18 protein-coding genes and 1 pseudogene are annotated in these 20,271 nt (G+C 40.7%); 10 read left to right on the forward strand and 9 right to left on the reverse strand.

What is annotated here, in order from left to right; genetic code table 11:
• Positions 1-124 precede the first annotated feature (124 nt).
• The 9 genes and pseudogenes from MB380_RS09315 (at position 125) to MB380_RS09355 (ending at position 9,156) form a co-directional block, all read left to right on the forward strand.
• The gene (locus tag MB380_RS09315) at positions 125-1,348 is read left to right on the forward strand and encodes a sterol desaturase family protein (RefSeq protein WP_253534838.1); all 1,224 of its coding nucleotides are present in this window, start codon (positions 125-127) and stop codon (positions 1,346-1,348) included.
• A 137-nt stretch (positions 1,349-1,485) separates the two neighbouring features.
• Entirely contained in the window at positions 1,486-2,772 is a 1,287-nt protein-coding gene (locus MB380_RS09320; RefSeq protein ID WP_253534839.1) for an O-acetylhomoserine aminocarboxypropyltransferase/cysteine synthase family protein, read from the forward strand.
• A 166-nt stretch (positions 2,773-2,938) separates the two neighbouring features.
• Positions 2,939-3,079: pseudogene (locus MB380_RS09325) on the forward strand (hypothetical protein); the annotation flags it as partial.
• A gap of 254 nt (positions 3,080-3,333) precedes the next feature.
• Positions 3,334-3,768 carry an Rrf2 family transcriptional regulator gene (locus MB380_RS09330; RefSeq protein WP_101727808.1) on the forward strand — a complete coding sequence of 145 codons (435 nt, stop codon included), beginning with the start codon at positions 3,334-3,336 and terminating at the stop codon, positions 3,766-3,768.
• A gap of 102 nt (positions 3,769-3,870) precedes the next feature.
• A complete protein-coding gene (locus MB380_RS09335) occupies positions 3,871-5,304 on the forward strand; it encodes an NAD(P)/FAD-dependent oxidoreductase (RefSeq protein WP_253534841.1) in 1,434 nt (477 codons plus the stop codon).
• 58 nt (positions 5,305-5,362) lie between these two features.
• Entirely contained in the window at positions 5,363-6,622 is a 1,260-nt protein-coding gene (locus tag MB380_RS09340; RefSeq protein ID WP_253534843.1) for a YeiH family protein, read from the forward strand.
• Between the two features lie 210 nt (positions 6,623-6,832).
• Positions 6,833-7,465 (forward strand): redoxin domain-containing protein, encoded by a 633-nt coding sequence (locus MB380_RS09345; RefSeq protein WP_253534844.1) that lies wholly within the window; start codon positions 6,833-6,835, stop codon positions 7,463-7,465.
• A gap of 54 nt (positions 7,466-7,519) precedes the next feature.
• Positions 7,520-8,101, forward strand: a complete 582-nt coding sequence (locus MB380_RS09350) for an alpha/beta hydrolase (RefSeq protein ID WP_253534846.1) — start codon at positions 7,520-7,522, stop codon at positions 8,099-8,101.
• A gap of 152 nt (positions 8,102-8,253) precedes the next feature.
• The gene (locus MB380_RS09355) at positions 8,254-9,156 is read left to right on the forward strand and encodes an aldo/keto reductase family oxidoreductase (RefSeq protein WP_253534848.1); all 903 of its coding nucleotides are present in this window, start codon (positions 8,254-8,256) and stop codon (positions 9,154-9,156) included.
• 52 nt (positions 9,157-9,208) lie between these two features.
• Here MB380_RS09355 and MB380_RS09360 read toward each other — a convergent pair whose 3' ends face one another.
• The 5 genes from MB380_RS09360 to MB380_RS09380 form a co-directional block, all read right to left on the reverse strand.
• The gene (locus MB380_RS09360; protein ID WP_253534850.1) at positions 9,209-10,069 is read right to left on the reverse strand and encodes an MBL fold metallo-hydrolase; all 861 of its coding nucleotides are present in this window, start codon (positions 10,067-10,069) and stop codon (positions 9,209-9,211) included.
• The gene (locus tag MB380_RS09365) at positions 10,056-10,976 is read right to left on the reverse strand and encodes a serine hydrolase (protein WP_253534852.1); all 921 of its coding nucleotides are present in this window, start codon (positions 10,974-10,976) and stop codon (positions 10,056-10,058) included. The genes MB380_RS09360 and MB380_RS09365 overlap by 14 nt, the downstream gene beginning before the upstream one ends.
• Positions 10,977-11,146: 170 nt before the next feature.
• On the reverse strand, positions 11,147-11,806 hold the full coding sequence (locus MB380_RS09370; RefSeq protein WP_253534853.1) for an oxidoreductase: 660 nt from the start codon (positions 11,804-11,806) through the stop codon (positions 11,147-11,149).
• Positions 11,807-11,886: 80 nt separating this feature from the next.
• Positions 11,887-13,167 (reverse strand): type IX secretion system plug protein domain-containing protein, encoded by a 1,281-nt coding sequence (locus MB380_RS09375; protein ID WP_253534855.1) that lies wholly within the window; start codon positions 13,165-13,167, stop codon positions 11,887-11,889.
• Positions 13,168-13,399: 232 nt separating this feature from the next.
• A complete protein-coding gene (locus tag MB380_RS09380; RefSeq protein WP_253534857.1) occupies positions 13,400-14,065 on the reverse strand; it encodes an ABC transporter ATP-binding protein in 666 nt (221 codons plus the stop codon).
• A gap of 181 nt (positions 14,066-14,246) precedes the next feature.
• Here MB380_RS09380 and sucC point away from each other — a divergent pair, with 181 nt between their 5' ends.
• Complete coding sequence (gene sucC / locus MB380_RS09385; protein ID WP_253534859.1) at positions 14,247-15,467, forward strand: ADP-forming succinate--CoA ligase subunit beta; 1,221 nt, start codon at positions 14,247-14,249, stop codon at positions 15,465-15,467.
• A gap of 223 nt (positions 15,468-15,690) precedes the next feature.
• Here sucC and MB380_RS09390 read toward each other — a convergent pair whose 3' ends face one another.
• The 4 genes from MB380_RS09390 to MB380_RS09405 form a co-directional block, all read right to left on the reverse strand.
• Entirely contained in the window at positions 15,691-16,041 is a 351-nt protein-coding gene (locus MB380_RS09390) for a heavy-metal-associated domain-containing protein (RefSeq protein WP_253534861.1), read from the reverse strand.
• 32 nt (positions 16,042-16,073) lie between these two features.
• Entirely contained in the window at positions 16,074-17,111 is a 1,038-nt protein-coding gene (locus tag MB380_RS09395; protein WP_253534863.1) for a YncE family protein, read from the reverse strand.
• Between the two features lie 63 nt (positions 17,112-17,174).
• A complete protein-coding gene (locus MB380_RS09400; RefSeq protein WP_253534865.1) occupies positions 17,175-19,430 on the reverse strand; it encodes a TonB-dependent receptor in 2,256 nt (751 codons plus the stop codon).
• A gap of 45 nt (positions 19,431-19,475) precedes the next feature.
• Positions 19,476-20,228, reverse strand: a complete 753-nt coding sequence (locus MB380_RS09405; protein ID WP_253534867.1) for a heavy-metal-associated domain-containing protein — start codon at positions 20,226-20,228, stop codon at positions 19,476-19,478.
• Positions 20,229-20,271 lie beyond the last annotated feature (43 nt).

A 20,271-nucleotide genomic window follows, 5' to 3' on the forward strand; every position in this document is an offset into this window, starting at 1 on the left:
TTTCATAAACTCTTTCAGGTGGTTCGAAACCACTCACGACAACCACAGTTTTGAATCTTGATTTAGTTGGATGTTGAACCACGCTATTGATTCAGTAAATTATTTAACAAAAATCAAACCTGCTATGGTACTCAATTATTTGGCGCTGGCTGTACCTTTCTTTTTGTTTTTTATCTGGCTTGAGTATTTCATTGCCAAAAAGCAAGGTAAGTCTTACTTTAAATTCAATAGTTCAATAGCTAATCTGAATGTTGGCATAGCTGAAAGGCTGATTGATTTATTTACGGCCGGAGGTTTCTATTTTTTTTATGACTACCTGCATAAGAACTTTGCCATCTTTGATATTCAGCCAAGTTTGCTTTTATGGATTGCTCTTTTGCTGGCTACCGATTTTCTATGGTATTGGTATCATCGTTTCGGGCATGAAATTAATCTTTTCTGGGGGTTTCATGTAGTTCATCATACAAGCGAAGAGTTTAATTATACTGCCGCAACCCGAATAACTATTTTTCAGGCAGTGGTACGCACTTCATTCTGGTCTGTTTTACCGGTTATAGGTTTTCCGGCAGAAATGATTACCGTTATTCTGTTAATACATGGTATATATCCCTTTTTTACACATACCCGTTTGATAGGTAAACTGGGCTTGCTTGAGTACATTATCGTTACCCCGTCGCATCACAGGGTACATCATGCCAGCAATGAGCAATACCTGGATAAAAATTATGGCGATATGTTTATCATCTGGGATAAACTCTTTGGTACTTATGCCGAGGAAAAAGAGGAGCCGTCTTTTGGGTTAACCAAACAATTGGATAGCTATAGTTTTTTATGGCAGCATTTCCATTTTCTGGTTGAAATTGCCTACGCAACCAAGGAACAGAAAGGTTTAGGGAACAAACTAAAAGTAATTTTTGGGAAACCCTCAGATTTTGACCCTGAGATTCGGGCCAGAGCTGAGAAGCGATTCCTGGCTGTAAGAAAAGTACAGGCCTATACCACAAAATTCAGAGCTTATGTAATAGCCCAGATAGCATTTATAGTTACTGCTTTATTTTTGCTTTTACTGTTTGAACACTACGTGCCGGTATTTTTGCAGGTATTGGCAGCATTATTTATTTTGATAACCCTGATTAACTGTGGCGCTATTCTCGACCAGCGCCGCTGGGTTTTTTATCTCGAATTTGCTCGCGCAAGTCTGGTTCTGATCGCCACCTTTTATTATTTCCCTAACCCAACTATGGTGGGTATGGCAATTTTGTTAATATTAATAAGCCTGGCTCGCTTTTCAAGCCTTCAAAGGCACTACCTGTGGTTTATTTACGGAAAAAGAAAGGCTTTTAAATAGTTATAGATGTTTTATCATCGTAATAGGTTATGGTAATTAAATTAGCTTGGTTAATTTTTAACCAAGCGTAATTTTTTTCGTAATTATGAAAAAAAATTTTACTCAATTTATAAAGTACAATTAAAACCAATTAGAACATGAAATTTGAAACCCTTCAGCTGCATGCCGGACAGGAAATTGACCCGACAACCAACGCCAGAGCAGTACCTATTTTTCAGACAACCTCTTATGTATTTAACAATGCCCAGCACGGCGCAAATCTTTTTGCGCTGAAAGAGTTCGGCAATATATACACCAGAATTATGAACCCCACCAACGATGTATTCGAAAAGCGCATTGCCGCTTTAGAAGGTGGGGTAGCCGCGCTTGCGGTTAGTTCAGGCCATGCAGCGCAATTTGTGGCTATTAATAACATTACAACCGTTGGCGACAACTTCGTTACTACCTCTTTTTTATATGGTGGTTCGTATAATCAGTTTAAAAACTCGTTCAAAAATATTGGTGTAGAGGCTCGTTTTGCAGATGGCGACAAAGTAGAGAGTTTTGAAAAACTGATTGACGAGAAAACCAAATTTTTGTACCTGGAAACCATCGGTAATCCGGGCTTTAATGTGCCTGATTTTGAAGCTTTTGCCAAACTGGCACAAAAATATGATTTACCACTAATTGTAGACAACACTTTTGGCGCGGGCGGCGCTATTGCACAGCCCATTAAATATGGCGCGCATGTAGTGGTAGAGTCGGCCACTAAATGGATTGGCGGGCACGGTACAACCATGGGTGGCGTTATTGTTGATGCCGGCACTTACAATTGGGGCAATGGCAAGTTTCCTCAGTTTACTGAGCCTTCGCCTAGTTATCATGGTCTGGTGCTGAATGATGTATTTGGTATCGGCGGTCCATTTGGTAATATTCAGTTCATAATCAGGGCAAGGGTAGAAGGTCTGCGCGACTGGGGCCCGTCTCAGAGTCCGTTTAACTCATTCTTGTTAATTCAGGGTCTTGAAACTCTTACGCTAAGGGTAGAGAGAATCAGCGAAAACGCCTTAAAACTGGCACAGTGGCTACAGGCGCACGAGCAGGTAGAAAGTGTCAATTATCTAGGTCTGGAAAACAATCCTTACCACCAACTGGCTAAAAAATACCTCAACCGCGGTTTTGGAGGTGTGCTGTCATTCAAATTGAAAGGCGATAAAGACCGTGCATCGAAATTTGTGGATAGCCTGAAATTAATCAGTCATCTGGCTAATGTGGGCGACTCAAAGACATTGATTATCCACCCTGCATCCACTACGCATTCGCAGTTGTCAGATGCAGAACAGGTTACAGCCGGAGTTGAACCTACTCAATTGCGCATATCGGTTGGTATTGAGCATATTGATGACATCAAAGCAGATATTGAGCAGGCTTTTGCAGCGCTTTAAACAGTTACAGTTAAGACCTGCAACGGCAGTATTTGCAGGTCATATACTTTTACAAGTAACATTGCAAACTAATTTGCTGATGCAAAAATAAAAAAGAGATTTACCGTGCCGGAAAGTTTTATATACTGACAAACCTTACAAAAACGGAAAGGTATATCTTGATTTCAATAAAGCCATAAGCCCTCCATGTGCTTTTACACATTACGTCAATTGTCCTTTACCCCAGGCAAAATACGTTGCCGGTTGCCATTCAGGCAGGGGACAAAACGTATGGGCAGCACTGAAAATTTTACGTACCTTTAGTTAAGGCCAGGTAGCCTCAAAAAAAGCAATGTGGTTTTTTGTACTCTGAGAGGCTTCATTGCTTTTTTAAACTAATGAAGCAGTCTGGCCTGGCTTAGCATTAGCCGGGTCAGATTTTTTATGGGGTAGATAAGCCCTACAATTTATAATAATTTAATCTACTAAATTGGTAGATTATATAGAAATATAGATTATATTTGTACATCAATAAACTAAACTAAATACTATTTCATCAATTACAATTAACAACCGGGCGCCATGATTTCTAAAAAAGCTAAATATGCCTTAAAAGCCCTGAAGGTTTTGGCAGAAAAATATGGTGAAAAAGATTCACTTACTGTAACCGATATTGCCAGTGAAGAGAGCATACCGAGGAAGTTTCTGGAAACTATTTTGCTTGAATTAAGGAATAATGGCCTGCTAACCAGCCATAAAGGCAAAAACGGTGGTTATTCTTTAAGCATGGAACCCTCTAAAATTACGCTTGCAAGAATATTACGCATAACAGATGGCCCAATTGCGCCCACATTATGTGTATCTATTTATTATTACGATAAATGTGATGATTGCGGCGACGAAGAAACCTGTGCCATACGACCCATTATGCTAAAAGTGAGAGACGCCAACCTGAAAGTTTATGAAAACACAACCCTGCTGGATTTCGTTAATAAAAAAGAGCTGGCCCTGGCATGATTCAGCTTATAGCTGAATAAAAAGGCAGGAACACTTTTTTAAGTTAGCTCAAGTGAGTATTTTCAAATGGGCTAATTACGTAAATTGGTAAATTGAGGTAAAATGGCAAAGAAAGAGTATGATGCGGTAATAGTAGGGGCTGGGCCAAATGGCTTGGCTGCGGCTATAACCTTACAGCAGGCAGGTTTATCAGTATTACTGATTGAAGGACGGGGAAAAATTGGTGGCGGGCTACGGTCTGAAGCACTCACATTGCCTGGGTTTTTACATGATGTTTGTTCGGCCATTCATCCAATGGCACTCGCATCGCCTTTTTTCAGGTCGTTGCCTCTGGCTGATTTCGGACTCGAATTTATCCAGCCTCCGGTAGCAGCTGCTCATCCGTTTGACGGTGGTTCAGCTGCGTTGCTCCACCGCTCTGTGGTAGAAACTGCCTCCGCTTTTGGAATAGATGAAAAAGCGTATTTAAAGTTAATTCAACCATTAACTGCGGGTTTTTCAGGGCTGGTAAATGATATACTGGCACCTTTACATTTGCCTGACAATATATGGCAGTTTACAAAATTTGGTCTCAATGCCTTGCAACCGGCTTCAATGCTTGCCGGGCGTTTTCGGTCAAAAGAAGCAAAAGGCTTGTGGGGTGGTATGGCAGCACATTCAATGCTTCCGCTTGATAAATTAACCACCGCCGCCATCGGTCTGGTTTTACTTTCAGCTGGGCATGCGCATGGGTGGCCTATACCCAAAGGAGGCTCAAATCAGATAGCCACAGCTTTGGCAGCTTATTTCCAATCTTTAGGCGGGCAGATAGAAACCGGTATATATATAAAGTCATTGCAGCAATTACCTTCATCAACAGCTGTATTATTTGATGTTACCCCCCGGCAGCTATTACAAATAGCTGGCCATACCTTCTCTTCAGTTTATCAATCACAACTGAAAAGATACAGGTATGGCATGGGGGTTTTTAAAGTCGACTGGGCATTGGCAGAGCCGGTGCCATTTACTAATTCCGGTTGCCGACAGGCCGGTACGGTTCATATCGGGGGTACATTTGAAGAAGTTGCCAATGCAGAGAAAATGAACTGGGCCGGCAAGCATCCTGATAAACCTTTTGTTTTATTAGCGCAACAAAGTATATTTGATACCACTCGCGCACCGGAAGGGAAACAAACATTGTGGGGTTACTGTCATGTGCCTGCCAATTCAACCCTTGACATGACAGACCGCATTGAACAGCAGATTGAACGCTTTGCGCCCGGGTTCAGAGACAGGATTCTGGCCCGGCATACCATGAATACGGCACAAATGGAAGATTATAACCCTAATTATATAGGGGGTGATATTAACGGTGGGGCTCAAACGCTTTCGCAGCTTTTTACAAGGCCCGCACTCAGGTGGTCTCCTTATCGTACCTCCACCAAAGGTCTTTACATTTGTTCTTCCTCAACGCCTCCGGGTGGTGGGGTACACGGTATGTGCGGATACCACGCTGCACAAAGATTTTTGGAAGATTTGTTTCCTCAGCACAGTTAAACAGTAATTAAGTATTTGAAACATAAACCACTATAACCCTCTAAAATTTCGCATTGACATGCCTACACCTGCCAAGAAAATCTTTTTTACCGAAGACTCAACCGTTATTTTACTCGGATTTTCAATCATTATTTTATCTATTCTGGGGGTATTGTTACCAACACCTTCATTTGGCTGGCAAACCAGCAATGATCTGCTAACGAAAGTACTGGCTTATGATAACATTGTAAAAATTCTGGTGTTATTATTAGCCGTGCTTACCTGTGCTATTATTGGGGCCTTGGCACTTGGCAAGCCGGTAGTGCCTTTACTGGCTGGTATACCGGTTATTTTTGTGCTTACCATGCTGGCACTTATTATAGCCGGCAACAATAAAGTAAAAAACCTTAACCTGGAGGCGGTGATTTTTAGTTTGCTGATAGGCTTAGTTATTGGTAATACTGTACAATTACCTTTGTGGTTAAAAAAATCTTTGTCAACCGAGGTTTTTGTGAAAATAGGGCTTGTAATTTTAGGTACCAGCGTAATATTTTCCGATATCCTGCAAGCAGGTTTGCTGGGGCTTATTCAGGCTTTGGTAGTGGTAGTATCAGTGTGGTATTTTGCATTCTGGGTATCTAAAAAATTAGGTATTGATGAAGAAATGGCCATTATGCTGTCAAGCGCTGTTTCTATTTGCGGCGTATCTGCGGCTATTGCTACTTCAGGGGCCATTAAAGGAGACTCTAAAAAGTTATCGTACGTTATCTCACTGGTGCTGATAACCGCTATACCTATGATGATATTTATGCCTTACATTGCCAAAGCGTTGGGTTTGTCTGAAGAAGTAACCGGTGCTTGGCTGGGTGGTACAATAGATACCACCGGGGCTGTAGTTGCATCAGGAACACTGGTTGGGGAAGTGGCGTTGAAAACCAGCACAATTGTAAAATTTTCGCAGAATGTTTTGTTGGGAGTTGCTGCTTTTGCCATCTCTATTTACTGGACCTACACTAACAATCCGCTGGCAAAAGATAATGAAACAAAACCATCATTGACCGTAATTTGGGACCGTTTCCCGAAGTTTGTACTCGGATTCCTGGCTGCTTCGTTGCTTTTTTCTTTCTTTGTGCCTGCCGATACCATCAATGCAGTAAAGGGAAGCCTGAAAAATCTGCAAGGTTTATGGTTTGCTTTGGCCTTTACCAGTATTGGTCTTGAAACAAACTTCAGGGATATTTTCAATAAAGACAACAAAAAGCCACTGTATGCCTTTTTAATTGCTCAAACATTTAATATTTTCATTACCCTGATAATAGCTTATTATCTGTTCAGATAATTGACTTAGAAAAAACATTCCTTATGGCATGTTTAGTTTAAGCATGCCATTTTTTTTAATTCAACAGGTACTGCAATAGTATCTTGTTGTAGCTGATATGCAAAGATTATTTTATCTAAAATTAATCTACTAACATACTAGACTATATAGATTATTTATTATATTTGCATCGTTAACGGAAAATAAAGTATTTAAATCGATTCAGACGTTATGAGCAACTACACACCCAAATATGACCCGGCTTTCTGGGATACTGATATTCAGGTAAAAAGAAACAACAGTAAGTTGTTGCCATTGCTTACCGGCTCTAATGCACCCGATATTACTTTCAAAAAAGATATGGGTATCTGGCAGCAGGTTTCTTATCGATTTAATTATACCCAGGCTACCATAAAGTCAATTATGGATAATAAGCCTCTGGTTATCAGTTTTTTATCTGGCGGCTGGAATAACTACGGTTTAAAACACCTGAAGTTACTGAGCCAGGCATATCCTGAGATACTTGCTTTAGGAGGTAACCTGCTGGTAATTGTGCATGCTATGTATCAGGACGTTAGAGAAATGGTGCAATACTTTGAGATTCCGTTTAATGTAATTGCAGACCCACATAACGAGATATCGGAAAAGTTCGGGCTTTTTTCGAAGGATGTTCCTGTTTGGGATAAGGTGTCTGGCATTTCAGAAGAGGTACCTATTCCGGCTACCTATGTACTTAATCAATATGCAAATGTCATTTATCATACTATAGACGAAGATTTTTTGCATACATTTTCGGCAACCAAAGTGCTGGGGGCTGTGTTTGCGGCTGTCAACAGGGTTCCGTTTGTTAATTATGCTGCCTGATACGCAGACACAAAGTTTATCCGTTTATTGTTTATTTAATAAACAAATAATAGCATGCAATTCAGAACAGACATCAATTATCTGACAATCCCGGGTCTGGCAAGTTCTGGTCCGAGGCACTGGCAGACTATTTGGGAAAAACAGAGTCCGGCTATTTTTACCAGAGTAGAACAGGATAACTGGGACCTGCCCAATCGTGCCGAGTGGGTAGACCGTCTGAATAGTTATATAAGTAATTTTAAGCAACCTACCATATTGGTAGCACATAGCCTGGGGTGCTTAACTGTTGCGCATTGGGCTCAAAAGTTTTACTCTCCATTCGTTAAAGGCGCTTTGCTGGTTGCCCCTGCAGATGCAGAATTATCAGAAAGGCTAAGTTTTGTTGAAGGGTTTAGTCCGATACCAAATACAAATCTGCCGTTTGAAACCCTTGTTGTAGCAAGTACCAATGATATATATGCCTCTATTGAGCGCTCAGCATATTTTGCACACCAATGGGGCAGTGCATTTCTCAACATAGGGGCAAAGGGGCATATCAATGCCAGTTCAGGTTTTGGTGAATGGGCGGAGGGTAAAGCTATTTTGCACGATTTTACCAGCAGGTTGACAAAACCAGCTGAGGTGGCCTATTTGTAAAGCTGGTATTTGTCAGGAATAAAATATTAACTGGCCTTGATATTAGAAAGGCTTTGCGCTGAACGGTTGATTGTATTTTCACAATTTTTTACATTTACATGAAATATCCGAATTTTAATTATTTTTGTGGCGGATACAATTAAACTAACCTAATGAAAAAAGTTTACCTGAGTGATTCGGGCCCTAAAGTTTCGGAGGCAATTTACGGGTTCTGGAGATGGAACGATGAGGGACAAAGTACCACGGCACAAATTGAGAAGATAATTAATCTCTGCCTTGAGCTGGGTATTAATACTTTTGACCATGCCGATGTTTATGGAAACTATACCATTGAAGAGCATTTCGGTAAAATTATTAAAAGCAAGTCTTTTAAGAGAGAAGACATTGTTCTTTTTAGTAAATGTGGTATCCGGAAGTCTGATGATGGTTCGTTTGATTACTATGATACATCAAAAGAGCATATTCTGAAAAGTGTTGATAATTCACTGAAAAGGCTAAAGACTGATTATCTTGATATTTTTCTGCTGCATCAAAGCGATTTTCTTTCAGACCCTGAGCAAACCGCAATGGCCTTGGCACAGGTGGTAAATTCTGGCAAGGTTAATCATATTGGTGTGGCCAACTTCACTGTTTTTCAGCATCAACTTTTGGCCTCTTACCTGTCTATTCCGATTGTAACTAATCATATTGAGTTAAATCTGATGAACACAACCGCCATTGAAGATGGCCGGATAGATTTCATTAAGCAAAGTTTTAGCAAACCATTGGCTTGGGCGCCTTTGGCTGGTGGTAGGATTCTTAGCGGAGAAGACGAAAAGGCCGTTAAATTAAGAACAGTGCTTGAAAGAATTGGTACCAGGTATAATGCTAACATTGAGCAAACGGCCGTAGCATGGCTTATGAAACTAGGCACATTGCCCATCATAGGGTCAACATCAGAAAGCCGCATCCGTAATGCTGCCAGTGCCTCAGCTGTTAAATTAACTCATCAGGAATGGTATGAGATTTACAGAGTGGTTGGTAACGCTGTAAATACAGATATAGGGCATGAATAAAATGCTGGCAAATCCATTGCAGGCCTATAATACCTGCAATGGATTTTATTTGTCAAACTATTTCAGTGCTTTCTCCTAATTCCAATACCCTGTAAGGTGTTTCTAATTCTTTTGCTTTCAAAATAAAATTTTGGGGGTCTTCTGTGTTAAACTCAAACAGGTCATAATGGTGCGGAATAGTAAGCCTTGCGCCCATTTCTTTACCCAGCCTTGCTGCTTCTTCAAAATTCAGATTCCCGGCTACTTTTCTTTCTGGTTTATTGCCGTTTATGGGCAAAAATGCTACATCAACCTGAAAAGGTTTCAGTATCTCAACTATACCTTCATACCATAGCGTATCGCCTGAGTGGTAAACTTTATATGGTCCGAATTCGGCAACAAACCCCATGTATTTCAGGTTTCCTGCCTCGTCTCTTTCAAGTTGGTTATGTGCAGCAGGCACTCCATAAACTCTGAATGGGCCTATTTCGGTACTTTCATTATCGTTTAAGCCAATGGGCCAGTCGTAGGTACATTTTAATTTATCCACAACAAAACTTCGGTTAGCTTCCGGGATAATCATGCTAATGGATGGATTAACCTCTAAAAGAGGTAGTAATGTTTCTGCATCCAGGTGGTCGGTATGATTATGAGACGATGTTACCACGTCAATCATATTCAGCAATGCAGGTTCAATAACTAATTCGCTGATGCGTGTATGCGGCTTATCTGTCTGCGCATATTTTTTGGTGAGGGAATCTGACAGGTATGGGTCAAAAAGCAGGTGCCTTCCATTATACTGAATCAGAAACCCACTTTGGCCAAGCCACCAAAGCCTGAATCCCTCTCTTTTATCAATCGTGCTTTGTATCTCCTGAAGTAACTCCCCGTCTTTTTTGTAAGCCTGTATCATGTTGTATTTAGAATTTATCATAGCCATCAACCGGTTTCCATTTTGATTTCGGTTCATAATAATGCCACAGTAAGGCACTTACTTTACGCAATAATTCAAAGCCTTCGTTGGTGCGGGTCCAGGATTCGTCCTTCTGGTTTTTTGTAATAATGCTGTAAACGTATTCTCCACCTGGCGCGTGTACCAGAACAGTTTCAGAGCGAGAGCGGTTCACGGCTCCGTTTTTGGTAGCAACCTTTACATTTTCAGGAATCTGTGATAATCCGTGGCTATCCCAGAACTGCCTGCCCAGATTCCGGTACATTCTGTCTGAATAAGCCGGAGATATAATTTCACCTCTTCTCAACAAAGTTAATAACTTCGCCATTTCGCGGGGGCTGGTCTGTCCCCAGCCATATTGGCTACGGTACGCTTCCCTGCCGGGAGTTCTTGAGTTAACTCTTGTTACAACAAAGCCTAGGGAGTCGAGGATAGCATTGATACGCTTTCCGCCACCTGCTAAAGCCTGTAGCCATAAGCTGCCGGTATTGTCGCTAATGGTACACATCAGCATCATTACATGACTCAGCGGAATTTTCGCGCTGTCGCGAAGCGAGCCGACGATGCCATCGTCATAATGTAAAGAATCCCGGTAAATCAGTTCCTGCTCGTATTGCAAAGAACCCTGGCGTATTTTATCAAAAGTACCAATCATTATGGGTATTTTAACCATGCTGGCCGTAGGAAACACCGTGTCTGCATTAATAGCCACATACTTGTTGGTTTTAAGATTCTGAACATAAATGCCTGCATCTCCATTAAAACCATTAAGAATTTCCTGTAGCTGCGCTTTCAGTTTCTTGTCTTCTTTTAAGGTTTGGGCAGTGGCAGAAGATACGTAGGCAATCAGGCATAGGGTAAGGATGAAGTAAGTTCTAAGATTTTTCATTGAGTATCGGTAAAGCCACGAATATATAAAATTTCGGTGGCTTTAGCTGTTTCAAAACACTAGAAATGCTTACCTTCTCAACTAAATGCCATTTACCAAGCCTGATTAATAATTGAACAAACAAGTTTTATGGCAAGAATTATTGATTTGGTTGGAGCAACATCAAGATGTTATAAGGTGATTGGAGTAATTGACGCAAAAGATTGCATTTCGGCTGATGTTACAATTTTTTTGCCTTTATGGCCTCTTTGCGCAATGGTAATCATGGCATTGGCAACGGTTTCACCTTTAATGGCCTTATATTTGGCCGGAATCAGGAAGTCAAGGCCTTTCATAATAACAGAAGCCATGCCCTCACCGGCTCTTGATTCTTTTCGCTCTCCTAAAAGTAAGGAAGGCTGAAAAACCACAAGGGTAGGGAAATGCAAATCGGTAAGAGACCTTTCAACTTCGCCTTTTACACGGTTATAGTAAAACATTGAGTTGGCGTTGGCACCCATTGCGGTTACAATAAAGTATTGTCTGGCGCCATTTTTAAGTGCAGCTTTTGCAATTTCAAAAGGGTAAACAAAATCTACCTTATAAAAGGCTTCTTTTGAGCCCGCCTGCTTCATAGTTGTTCCCAGGCAGCAGAAAATATCATCGGCCACTACTAAAGACGTATCTAAATGGTCAAAGTCAACTATTATCTGCTCTAATTTGGGGTGTTGAAAACTCAAAGGTTTTCTGACCAGCGCTTTTACTTTTGAATAGGCCGGGTGATTAATCAACTTTTGGGTGAGATGACCACCAATTAAACCCGTTGAACCAATTATTAAAGCGGTTTTCATAAATTTAAGAAACTGATATACTTCTTTAACAGCAAAAATCTGTGTTTGTTCGCAGCCACAAAAAATTTAATCAGGTTTTATTATCTGCGCTTGTTAAAGTCTATGAGTTTATAGCCCACAATTCTTTCAGAGCGGGCAGTAACAGGTTTATGATAGACAAAAATCTCATAGGTATTCTCGGTTTCTGCAAAGTTTCCTTCAAATGCGGTTTCGTCCGGCTTGCCGTCTTTTACTACAACAAAATCGTAGTTATAAACGCCCTGCTTTAACTGGATAGTAGCAGTATAGCCTCCGAAATTATTGTCATAGGCCATTTCATTTAGTTTATCCAGCCGCCAGTCATTGAAACTGCCGTTTACATATATTTTTTCATTGGCGGCTAGTTCCTGGCTTTTCAGGCCGAATGTCATAAAAATATAATCAGCATCGGTTTCGGCACGGTTACCTTCTCGATTGTCAATTATATACATACCGTTGAAATCGTTCTGTTCAATATAAACTGCTTCGCTTCTGTCTCTCTGCGGTGCAACCCACATATCATCTTCTTTCCCCCTTTGTATTTTGTCTATGAACAAACCCCTGTTATAAGTGCTTCGCGAGTCAAAGAAACGAAACTCGTTTCCGGCGGCAAAAGTGTTTTCATCATCAAAAAAGCGGTAATCCAACGCACTGCTTGAATTATTAACACTGAAAGGTTTTAGATTTCTGATGGTTTTATCCCATCGGTAATTCTGCCGGATAATCACCTTAAATTCATCGCGAGGCGACATCACATTATATCCTGCATAATTTAACTGAAAATCAATTTGCTGGTGCGTTTTAAATTTTGATGGATTCTGAGCCTGTCTGATGGTCCCTCCGGCGCCTACGGCATTTTCATAAACCATAAAACGGCGGGTTAGAATTATATCATCCCGTTTTCTGTCTCGCCAAACCACCACCAGATAATTGCCCGACAACAACATGCCTGGCAGTGCAATTTTATAATGGTAAAAAGGTACTTTAGTGTTCTGAGATACCTGGTAGTCGTTGATAATGAGGTCGTTATATTCTGGCATATATTCTATTTCAGAAAGCGCCGACTGTTTCCAGTCTATACCGCAATGTAGAATTTTAACATGATATTGCTGGTATCCTGCGTTCAAATCGTCAAATTCAAGCCAAAGATTATGATTGTCTTTTAAAGCTATCACAGGCGGATTGAGACTTTTGGAAGGGTCGTCGGCATTTCCAACCAGTGGATATAACTGCACCGACCTGATGTTGGGTTCATAGGTATAGTCTTCAAATCGCAATTGCTTATTTTGAGCTGCCAGCCATTGAGTCGGGAAAAGAAGCAATACAACAAAAAGGTTTTTCATAAACGGAGTGGAAATATTCTTGAATTTTACGGGATTGACATACCATTTTAAGTGATTAAATGATAACACCGTTATAATATTGTGCCTGAAAGACAAATAAATGATTTCATTCTAAAAAAAGACTTATTTACTGTTAAGTGAGATTTAATATTTATGTAGCACAGCGTAATCAGGTTAATCAAACAAATCCGCCGCGGTGGCACACTGTTCAATTACAAATCAATAAAGTATATCAAAGCATTTGCCCGTCTTGCATAACCAGTTTACGGTCTGACATCTCAGCCAGGTTTTCATTGTGCGTAATGATTACAAATGTCTGATTGAGCTTTTTACGAAGTTCAAAAAATAAATGGTGTAATTCTTCAGCATTTTTAGAGTCCAGATTACCACTCGGTTCATCCGCAAAAACTACTGAAGGCGAATTTATGAGCGCTCTTGCCACGGCCACTCTTTGTTGTTCGCCCCCGGACAGTTCAGATGGAAAGTGCTTGATGCGCTCACCTAGTCCGAGCAGTGTAAGCAATTCTGTTCCTTTTTTTTCTATATCAGTATTTGTGCCGGCTTTACCTCTGCTTTGTTGTATCCAGGCAGGAATGCACACGTTTTCAAGCGCGGTAAACTCGGGCATCAGGTTATGAAACTGGAAAATGAAACTTATTTTTTCGTTTCTGAAACGAGCCATCTCTTTGTCTTTCAGTGACTGATAATTGATGCCGTCCAGGATTACTTCTCCCGAATCGGCCTTATCAAGGGTGCCAAGTATATGCAACAGCGTAGTTTTGCCTGCACCTGACGCACCGACGATAGAAACAATTTCTCCCTGATTAACAGAAAGGTCAATGCCTCTTAATACTTGTAAATTGCCGTAACTTTTTTTTATGTTTTTTGCTTGAAGCATAGTTGATGCGCCGGAGTGATTTCTGTGGATACAGTGCCCGTTTTTTCTTGATTACCTGACTCATGTTACGATTTCTTTAAATCGTAAAAAATGATTAGGCAAAGTAAACGATATTTGATTGATAATTAATAATTGTTCACTAATTTAGCGAAAATTTTATAACCTCTAAAATCTACTTTACATGAACGTTCACGAGTATCAAGGTAAAGAAATACTAAGCCGTTATGGTGTAAGAATCCAACGTGGGATAGTTGCCGAAACTCCGGAGCAGGCTGTAGAAGCTTACAAGCAGATAGCTGAAATGACAAATTCTAAGTTTGCGGTAGTAAAATCACAAATACATGCGGGTGGACGTGGGAAAGGTAATATCGTCGGTACCGAACAGCGTGGTGTACAATTAGCAAAGTCTGCCGAAGATGTGGAGCGTATTTCTACCAACCTTCTGGGGAATGTCCTGGTTACACTACAGACAGGTGCCGAAGGTAAAACAGTTAACAAAGTTTTAGTTGCTGAAGATGCATATTATCCGGGCGACAGTGAGCCTAAAGAATACTATATGGGTATTTTGTTAGACCGGGCCAAAGGTTGTAATGTTATTATGGCCTCAACTGAAGGTGGTATGGACATTGAAGAAGTAGCTGAACATACGCCTGAGAAAATTTTTAAAGAGTGGATTGACCCTCGTGTTGGTTTGCAGGCTTTTCAGGCTCGTAAAATAGCCGACAAACTGGGTTTGACAGGTGAAGCCAACAAAGAGATGGTTAAATTTGTGGGTTCACTTTACAAAGCCTATGTGGAGTCTGACTCAGCCATGTTTGAAATCAACCCTGTTTTAAAAACATCTGATAACAAAATATTGGCTGTTGATGCAAAAGTAAATCTGGACGATAACGCTTTATATCGTCATAAAGATTTAGCTGAAATGCGTGATAAAGCAGAAGAAGACCCATTAGAAGTTGAAGCTGCCGACAACGACCTTAACTATGTAAAACTAGATGGTAACGTAGGTTGTATGGTAAATGGTGCCGGTCTGGCTATGGCCACTATGGACATCATCAAATTATCTGGTGGTGAGCCTGCCAATTTCCTTGACGTAGGTGGTGGAGCCAATGCCAAAACGGTTGAGGCCGGTTTCAGAATCATTCTGAAAGACCCGAACGTGAAGGCGATTCTGATTAATATTTTTGGTGGTATTGTTCGTTGCGACCGTGTAGCTACCGGTGTTGTTGAGGCCTACAAAGCTATCGGCAAAATTCCAGTACCTATTATTGTTCGTTTGCAAGGAACCAACGCTGCTGAAGGCGCTGCCATTATTAATGAGTCAGGGCTGGAAGTTTACTCAGCTATCTTGTTAAAAGAAGCAGCAGAATTAGTTGAGAAAGTACTGAAAGAAAATGCTTAATTGAAGTTTTCTGGTTAACTATAACGGAAAAGGAGGTGTTATCACCTCCTTTTTTATTGGCATTCGATATGTTACTCTTCCTAAGAGAAATCCATGAATAAAGTGGTGCACCACCCCGGTCACCGGCTATCAAAACAAAGGAACATTTTGTTTAGTGAACCCGACTAAAGTCGGGATATATAGCTTGGTAACTCGCTGCACAAAGCCCAATGCCCTCTGCCACTTAATCTTTATGCGCAGCCGCTGTTTTCTGACAGCAAGATGGAAGTGCATCATGTGACTTCTGGTCTGCAACTACCTCATCTGCATCATAACCAATTTTAGAAATAGCTCCCTTAATTTTCTCGGGGCTGGTTTTCTTGGGGTTATAAGTAACAGTTACTACTTTATTATCCAGATTAAGGTTCGAGCCTACAATTCCTTTGGTTAGGCCCAGGTCGCGTTCAATGCGTTTTTTGCACATACCGCATATAGCAGAAGTTTTAATTTTTACTTCAGCGGTTTTGGGTGGGTCTAACTTGGCAAAACCGTTAAAAACAACGCCAAAGAAGACAATGAACAATAAATTTTTCATGTTGGTAAATTAATTGTTTAGTTATAAAACTATTATTCTCTTAAAACAATTCCGTTTGGGTTCAACCCGACAGGTATATCCATTATTTTTTCGTGTGTGGCAGTATTAATGACAGACACCGTATTGCCGCGCTGATTGGCCACATATGCAATCTTTTCATCTTTAGAAAACTTAACAGCATGGGCATCATCACCCGTAACAATAGTTGATTTCAGCACCCACTTGTTATTCTTTCTTTCAAAATAGGCTATTTTTTTCTGGCCTGCCTGGCAAACCCATAATTCGTTTAATCCTTTATGATAAGCCACCTGCCCGGGTTTAAAATCTAAATCTATTGATTCGGTGGCATTCATGGTGGCGGGGTCTACTACATTAATAGTCAGCAGGTTTTTGTTTTCAACATAAATATATCCGTCATCGGCCAGCCAAACATTCGTTGGAAACTGGTCTACCTTAATGTATTTCTCTACTTTTTTCAGCTTTACATTCACTGCCAGAATAAAACTACTTTCGCCTAGCGCCACAAACGCGTAACGGCCATCTTTCGAAAAAACCACTTCTGTTGGGTCGGCTCCCAGAAAAATCTCGTCTTTAAGTACACCAGTGGCTGTGTCAAACACGTGCATTTCTCCGGCATGATTGGTAGAGGCCGTCCATATCTCTGTATTATCGTGCGTAAAAACAGCATTGAAATTTACGCGGTCAAGCTGCATTTTTAACAGACTTTTGCCATTATCGGCATCAATAATAGCTATTCCACCTTTTAAATTGGTTGCATTGTGCAACTGATCATGGCTTAATGTAAAATCAAATTCCGGTAGGGCAACTGACAGCTTTTTGCCGTCGGGCGATAACTCAATATGGTGCGGAAAACGCCCCAGGTCTGTGAGCTGAATTAATTTCTTTACTTTACGTTCGTTCAGGTCAATTATTGAAATGGTATTACTACCTCCGTTTACCACATACGCAGCAGGAAAATCAATACTTTCGGTTGGTACTTCTTCTTTATCTTTACACGAAACCAGAAATACTGAAAACGAGAATAAAAATACCTTATAAATTTTGTTCATAAGTCTATTGTTCTTTTCATTTAAACGTTCAATTGACTGCCGAACGTATAAAAACCCATTTACTTAAATCCGGCCCCCTAATTTATATCTGGTGCCAAAATAGATCATTCTTCCAACTACCGGCCCCCAGGCGCTTCCGGCATCAAATCTTGAACCAAATGGGGTATCCGGGGTTACAATCGGGTCTTTTTGTGTAAAGTTATTCAGGTTTTCTCCGCCCAAATATAAATCCCATCTACGAAACGACCTGCTTATCTGAGCATTGATGTTAATAAATGCAGGCGCATATTGAATAGGCATGGTTTCATAACTGGTATGCTGATAACTTGGCGAAAGGTTCGGTACACGCCTTGTACCGTTATATTGCAGGGTAAAGTCCCATTTCCATTTATCATAGGGTAGGGCATAACCTACATTGAACAAAACTCTATCGCGCGGTATAAACATTTTTCTCACCGTAACTGCCTGGTTATAAGGCTTACCCAGGGTTTGATAAACATCGGTGTACCTATATGCTATTTTAAATTCTAGTCTGCTAATGGGAACCAGATTTAATTCAATCTGTGCCGAGTTGGCATAGTTCTGTTTGCTGTTTATGCTGCCATCTGAGTTGTAAAAATACAAAAATTGCGGATGTTCAGTATCAGCAATCAGCTGGTTTACAAAATTGGTATGATACAAATCAAGAATGAGGTTTGATTTTCCGAAATGCCGGGTATAGCTCAATCCGTAATTCCAGCTGATTTCAGGTTTAATTTTATCTATGAACTTTACCGTTCTTGAACTTACCAGATTGCCGAAATATTCTGCCAGTGGGTTAGGCGTCCGGAATCCTTTACCGGCCGACAGCCTGATGGCATTGTCAGGATTAACGTTATACAAAACATGCAGGCGAGGTGTGAAAATTGTGCCATACAAATTGTGAAAATCGGCCCTTGCCCCAGCCACTGCCGTAATTTTGTCGAGATATTTATAGGTGTACTCAAAAAATGCCCCCGGTACTACTTCCGTACGGGCCAGCAGGGTATCAGCAAATGTTTCATGGTAATTGTCGTAAATGATACTAACACCCGTTTTGTAGGTGTGGTTGGTATTGCCTATGATGTCCTGATAAATCAGATTCCCATACATTGAATTCTGCCTGCCGTTGTAAGGCCTGAAACCAAACTCAGACCTTGAGTCATGAATAACGCCATTCAGAATTAACCCCAGACCCCGGTACGGCTTATTCTGGTATAATTTGGCTGTTTTTGAAAATAATTCAACCCGGTTGGTGGTATTGGTAAATTTGTAAATGGTGTTGTCAAGCGCCAATGGGTTTTTGGTTATCTGCCCACCCAGACGGTCTTCGTGTAGAAACTTTACACCAAATTGCGCCATCATTTTATCTGACTCGTATTTCCATCGGTTTATAAAATTCACCTGCGTATATTTGGGCAAATCATAAAAGTTGTCGTGGTTGTTATCAATGTTCGTCTGTAAAGTAGAGCCATGCGTTAACAAGCCGACAGACCATTTTGGTTTGCCTGTTTTAGGTTTCAGAATTTTAGCAAGATTCAGGTTTACCTCGCCGCGTCCGAGGCTGTTTACATAGGTATTCAAATATACTTTTTCTGCTAAATCCGGTTTTTGAAGCTCAACATTTATCTGGCCAGTCATAGACTCATAGCCGCTTACTACAGACCCTGCGCCTTTGCCTACATCAATAGACTGAACCCATGTGCCAGGTATATAATTCAGGCCAAAAGTAGTTGCCAATCCCCTTATAGCAGGTATGTTTTCTGCGTTGGTTTGCACGTAAGTACCGGCTAATCCTAATAACTGAATCTGCTTTGAACCTGTAACTGCATCGGTATAACTTACCGAAACCGAAGCATTGGTTTCAAAACTCTCAGACAGATTGCAGCAGGCGGCTTTGGCAAGAGCTTTAGAAGTAATGATTTCAGTCTGTATCGGCGACATTCTGTCTATGGCAGTTGAACCGCTTTTTACTACTACTTCCTGTAGCTGATTCTCAGATTTCAGATAAACTTTCAGCTCGGTTTCATTGGTAATGGTAAGGGTATCTGACTTGTAGCCAACAAAACTGATAATCAACCTGCCAGACTTGGTGCGCGGAATTGTGAATTTTCCTTCAATATCGGTTTGGGTAGCCACTTTGGTACCCAGCCAGTACACCGTGGCGCCAATGATGGCTTCTTCTTTGGCATTTGAATTGTCCAGCACTGTGCCGGTAACATTCTGGCTAAAGGCAGTACCTAAAGACCCGGCCAATAAAAAGAACACACGAATTAATCTATTAATTTTAAAGCTGTTCATGTGGTTTAAGTTTTACAAAGCCCTGTGCTTTATAAATGATTAAATTTAAAATGCCAGCAACATGGCCACTGCCATGCCTACCATCAGCAAGTCTTCAATTATTGTAACCGTACTCATAGGTAGGTTAAAAACAGCTCCCAGGCAGGCACACCGTATTTTTTTCTTGTTTAATACGCTCAAAATAACTCCTATTGAACTAAAACTCATAACTATAATGGTTACAATATTGGTTAGTTGAGGTTGATAATTTATCAGGTAAGCCAAACCTAAAGCTAACTCAATAAAAGGATATATGTAGCCATAGGCAGGCGCTTTCATAGCCAGTATGTCATACATGGCATAGCTTTCTGCAAAGCCTTTCAGGTCTAAAAACTTAAAGAAAGAGAAAACAATAAAAAAGCCGGCCATAAAATGATTCATGAAATGCATCGGGCTGAAATGCGCCGGCTCAAAAATGTTGGCATGAAAAGCCGTGATGGCAGATATGCCAGTAATGAATCCGAAAATTAGCAACAATGGTTTGTAAGTGGCCAGCCAGCTTCCTGGATTGGCTTCTTCAAAAGCCTTTGCCTGTGATACTGCGAAGGCAACTTTGTCATTAATGTTGTATTTGGGATACGGTTTCAATGCGTCCTGGAATAGGGCTAATGGAATATTTTTTTCCATTTCAATAATAGCCGTATTATTGGTTTTGTCTGGCTTAACTGATTTCACCCCGTCCACGTTGCCTAATACATGTTGTATTTTATATTCACATGCCTCGCAGGTCATGCCTGTAACTTCATAAGTTTGTGTCATTGGTTTATATTTTAATGATACAAAAGTAGTGGGTAGCCTGCAC

Source organism: Emticicia sp. 21SJ11W-3 (assembly GCF_024138715.1).
GTDB lineage: Bacteria > Bacteroidota > Bacteroidia > Cytophagales > Spirosomataceae > Emticicia > Emticicia fluvialis.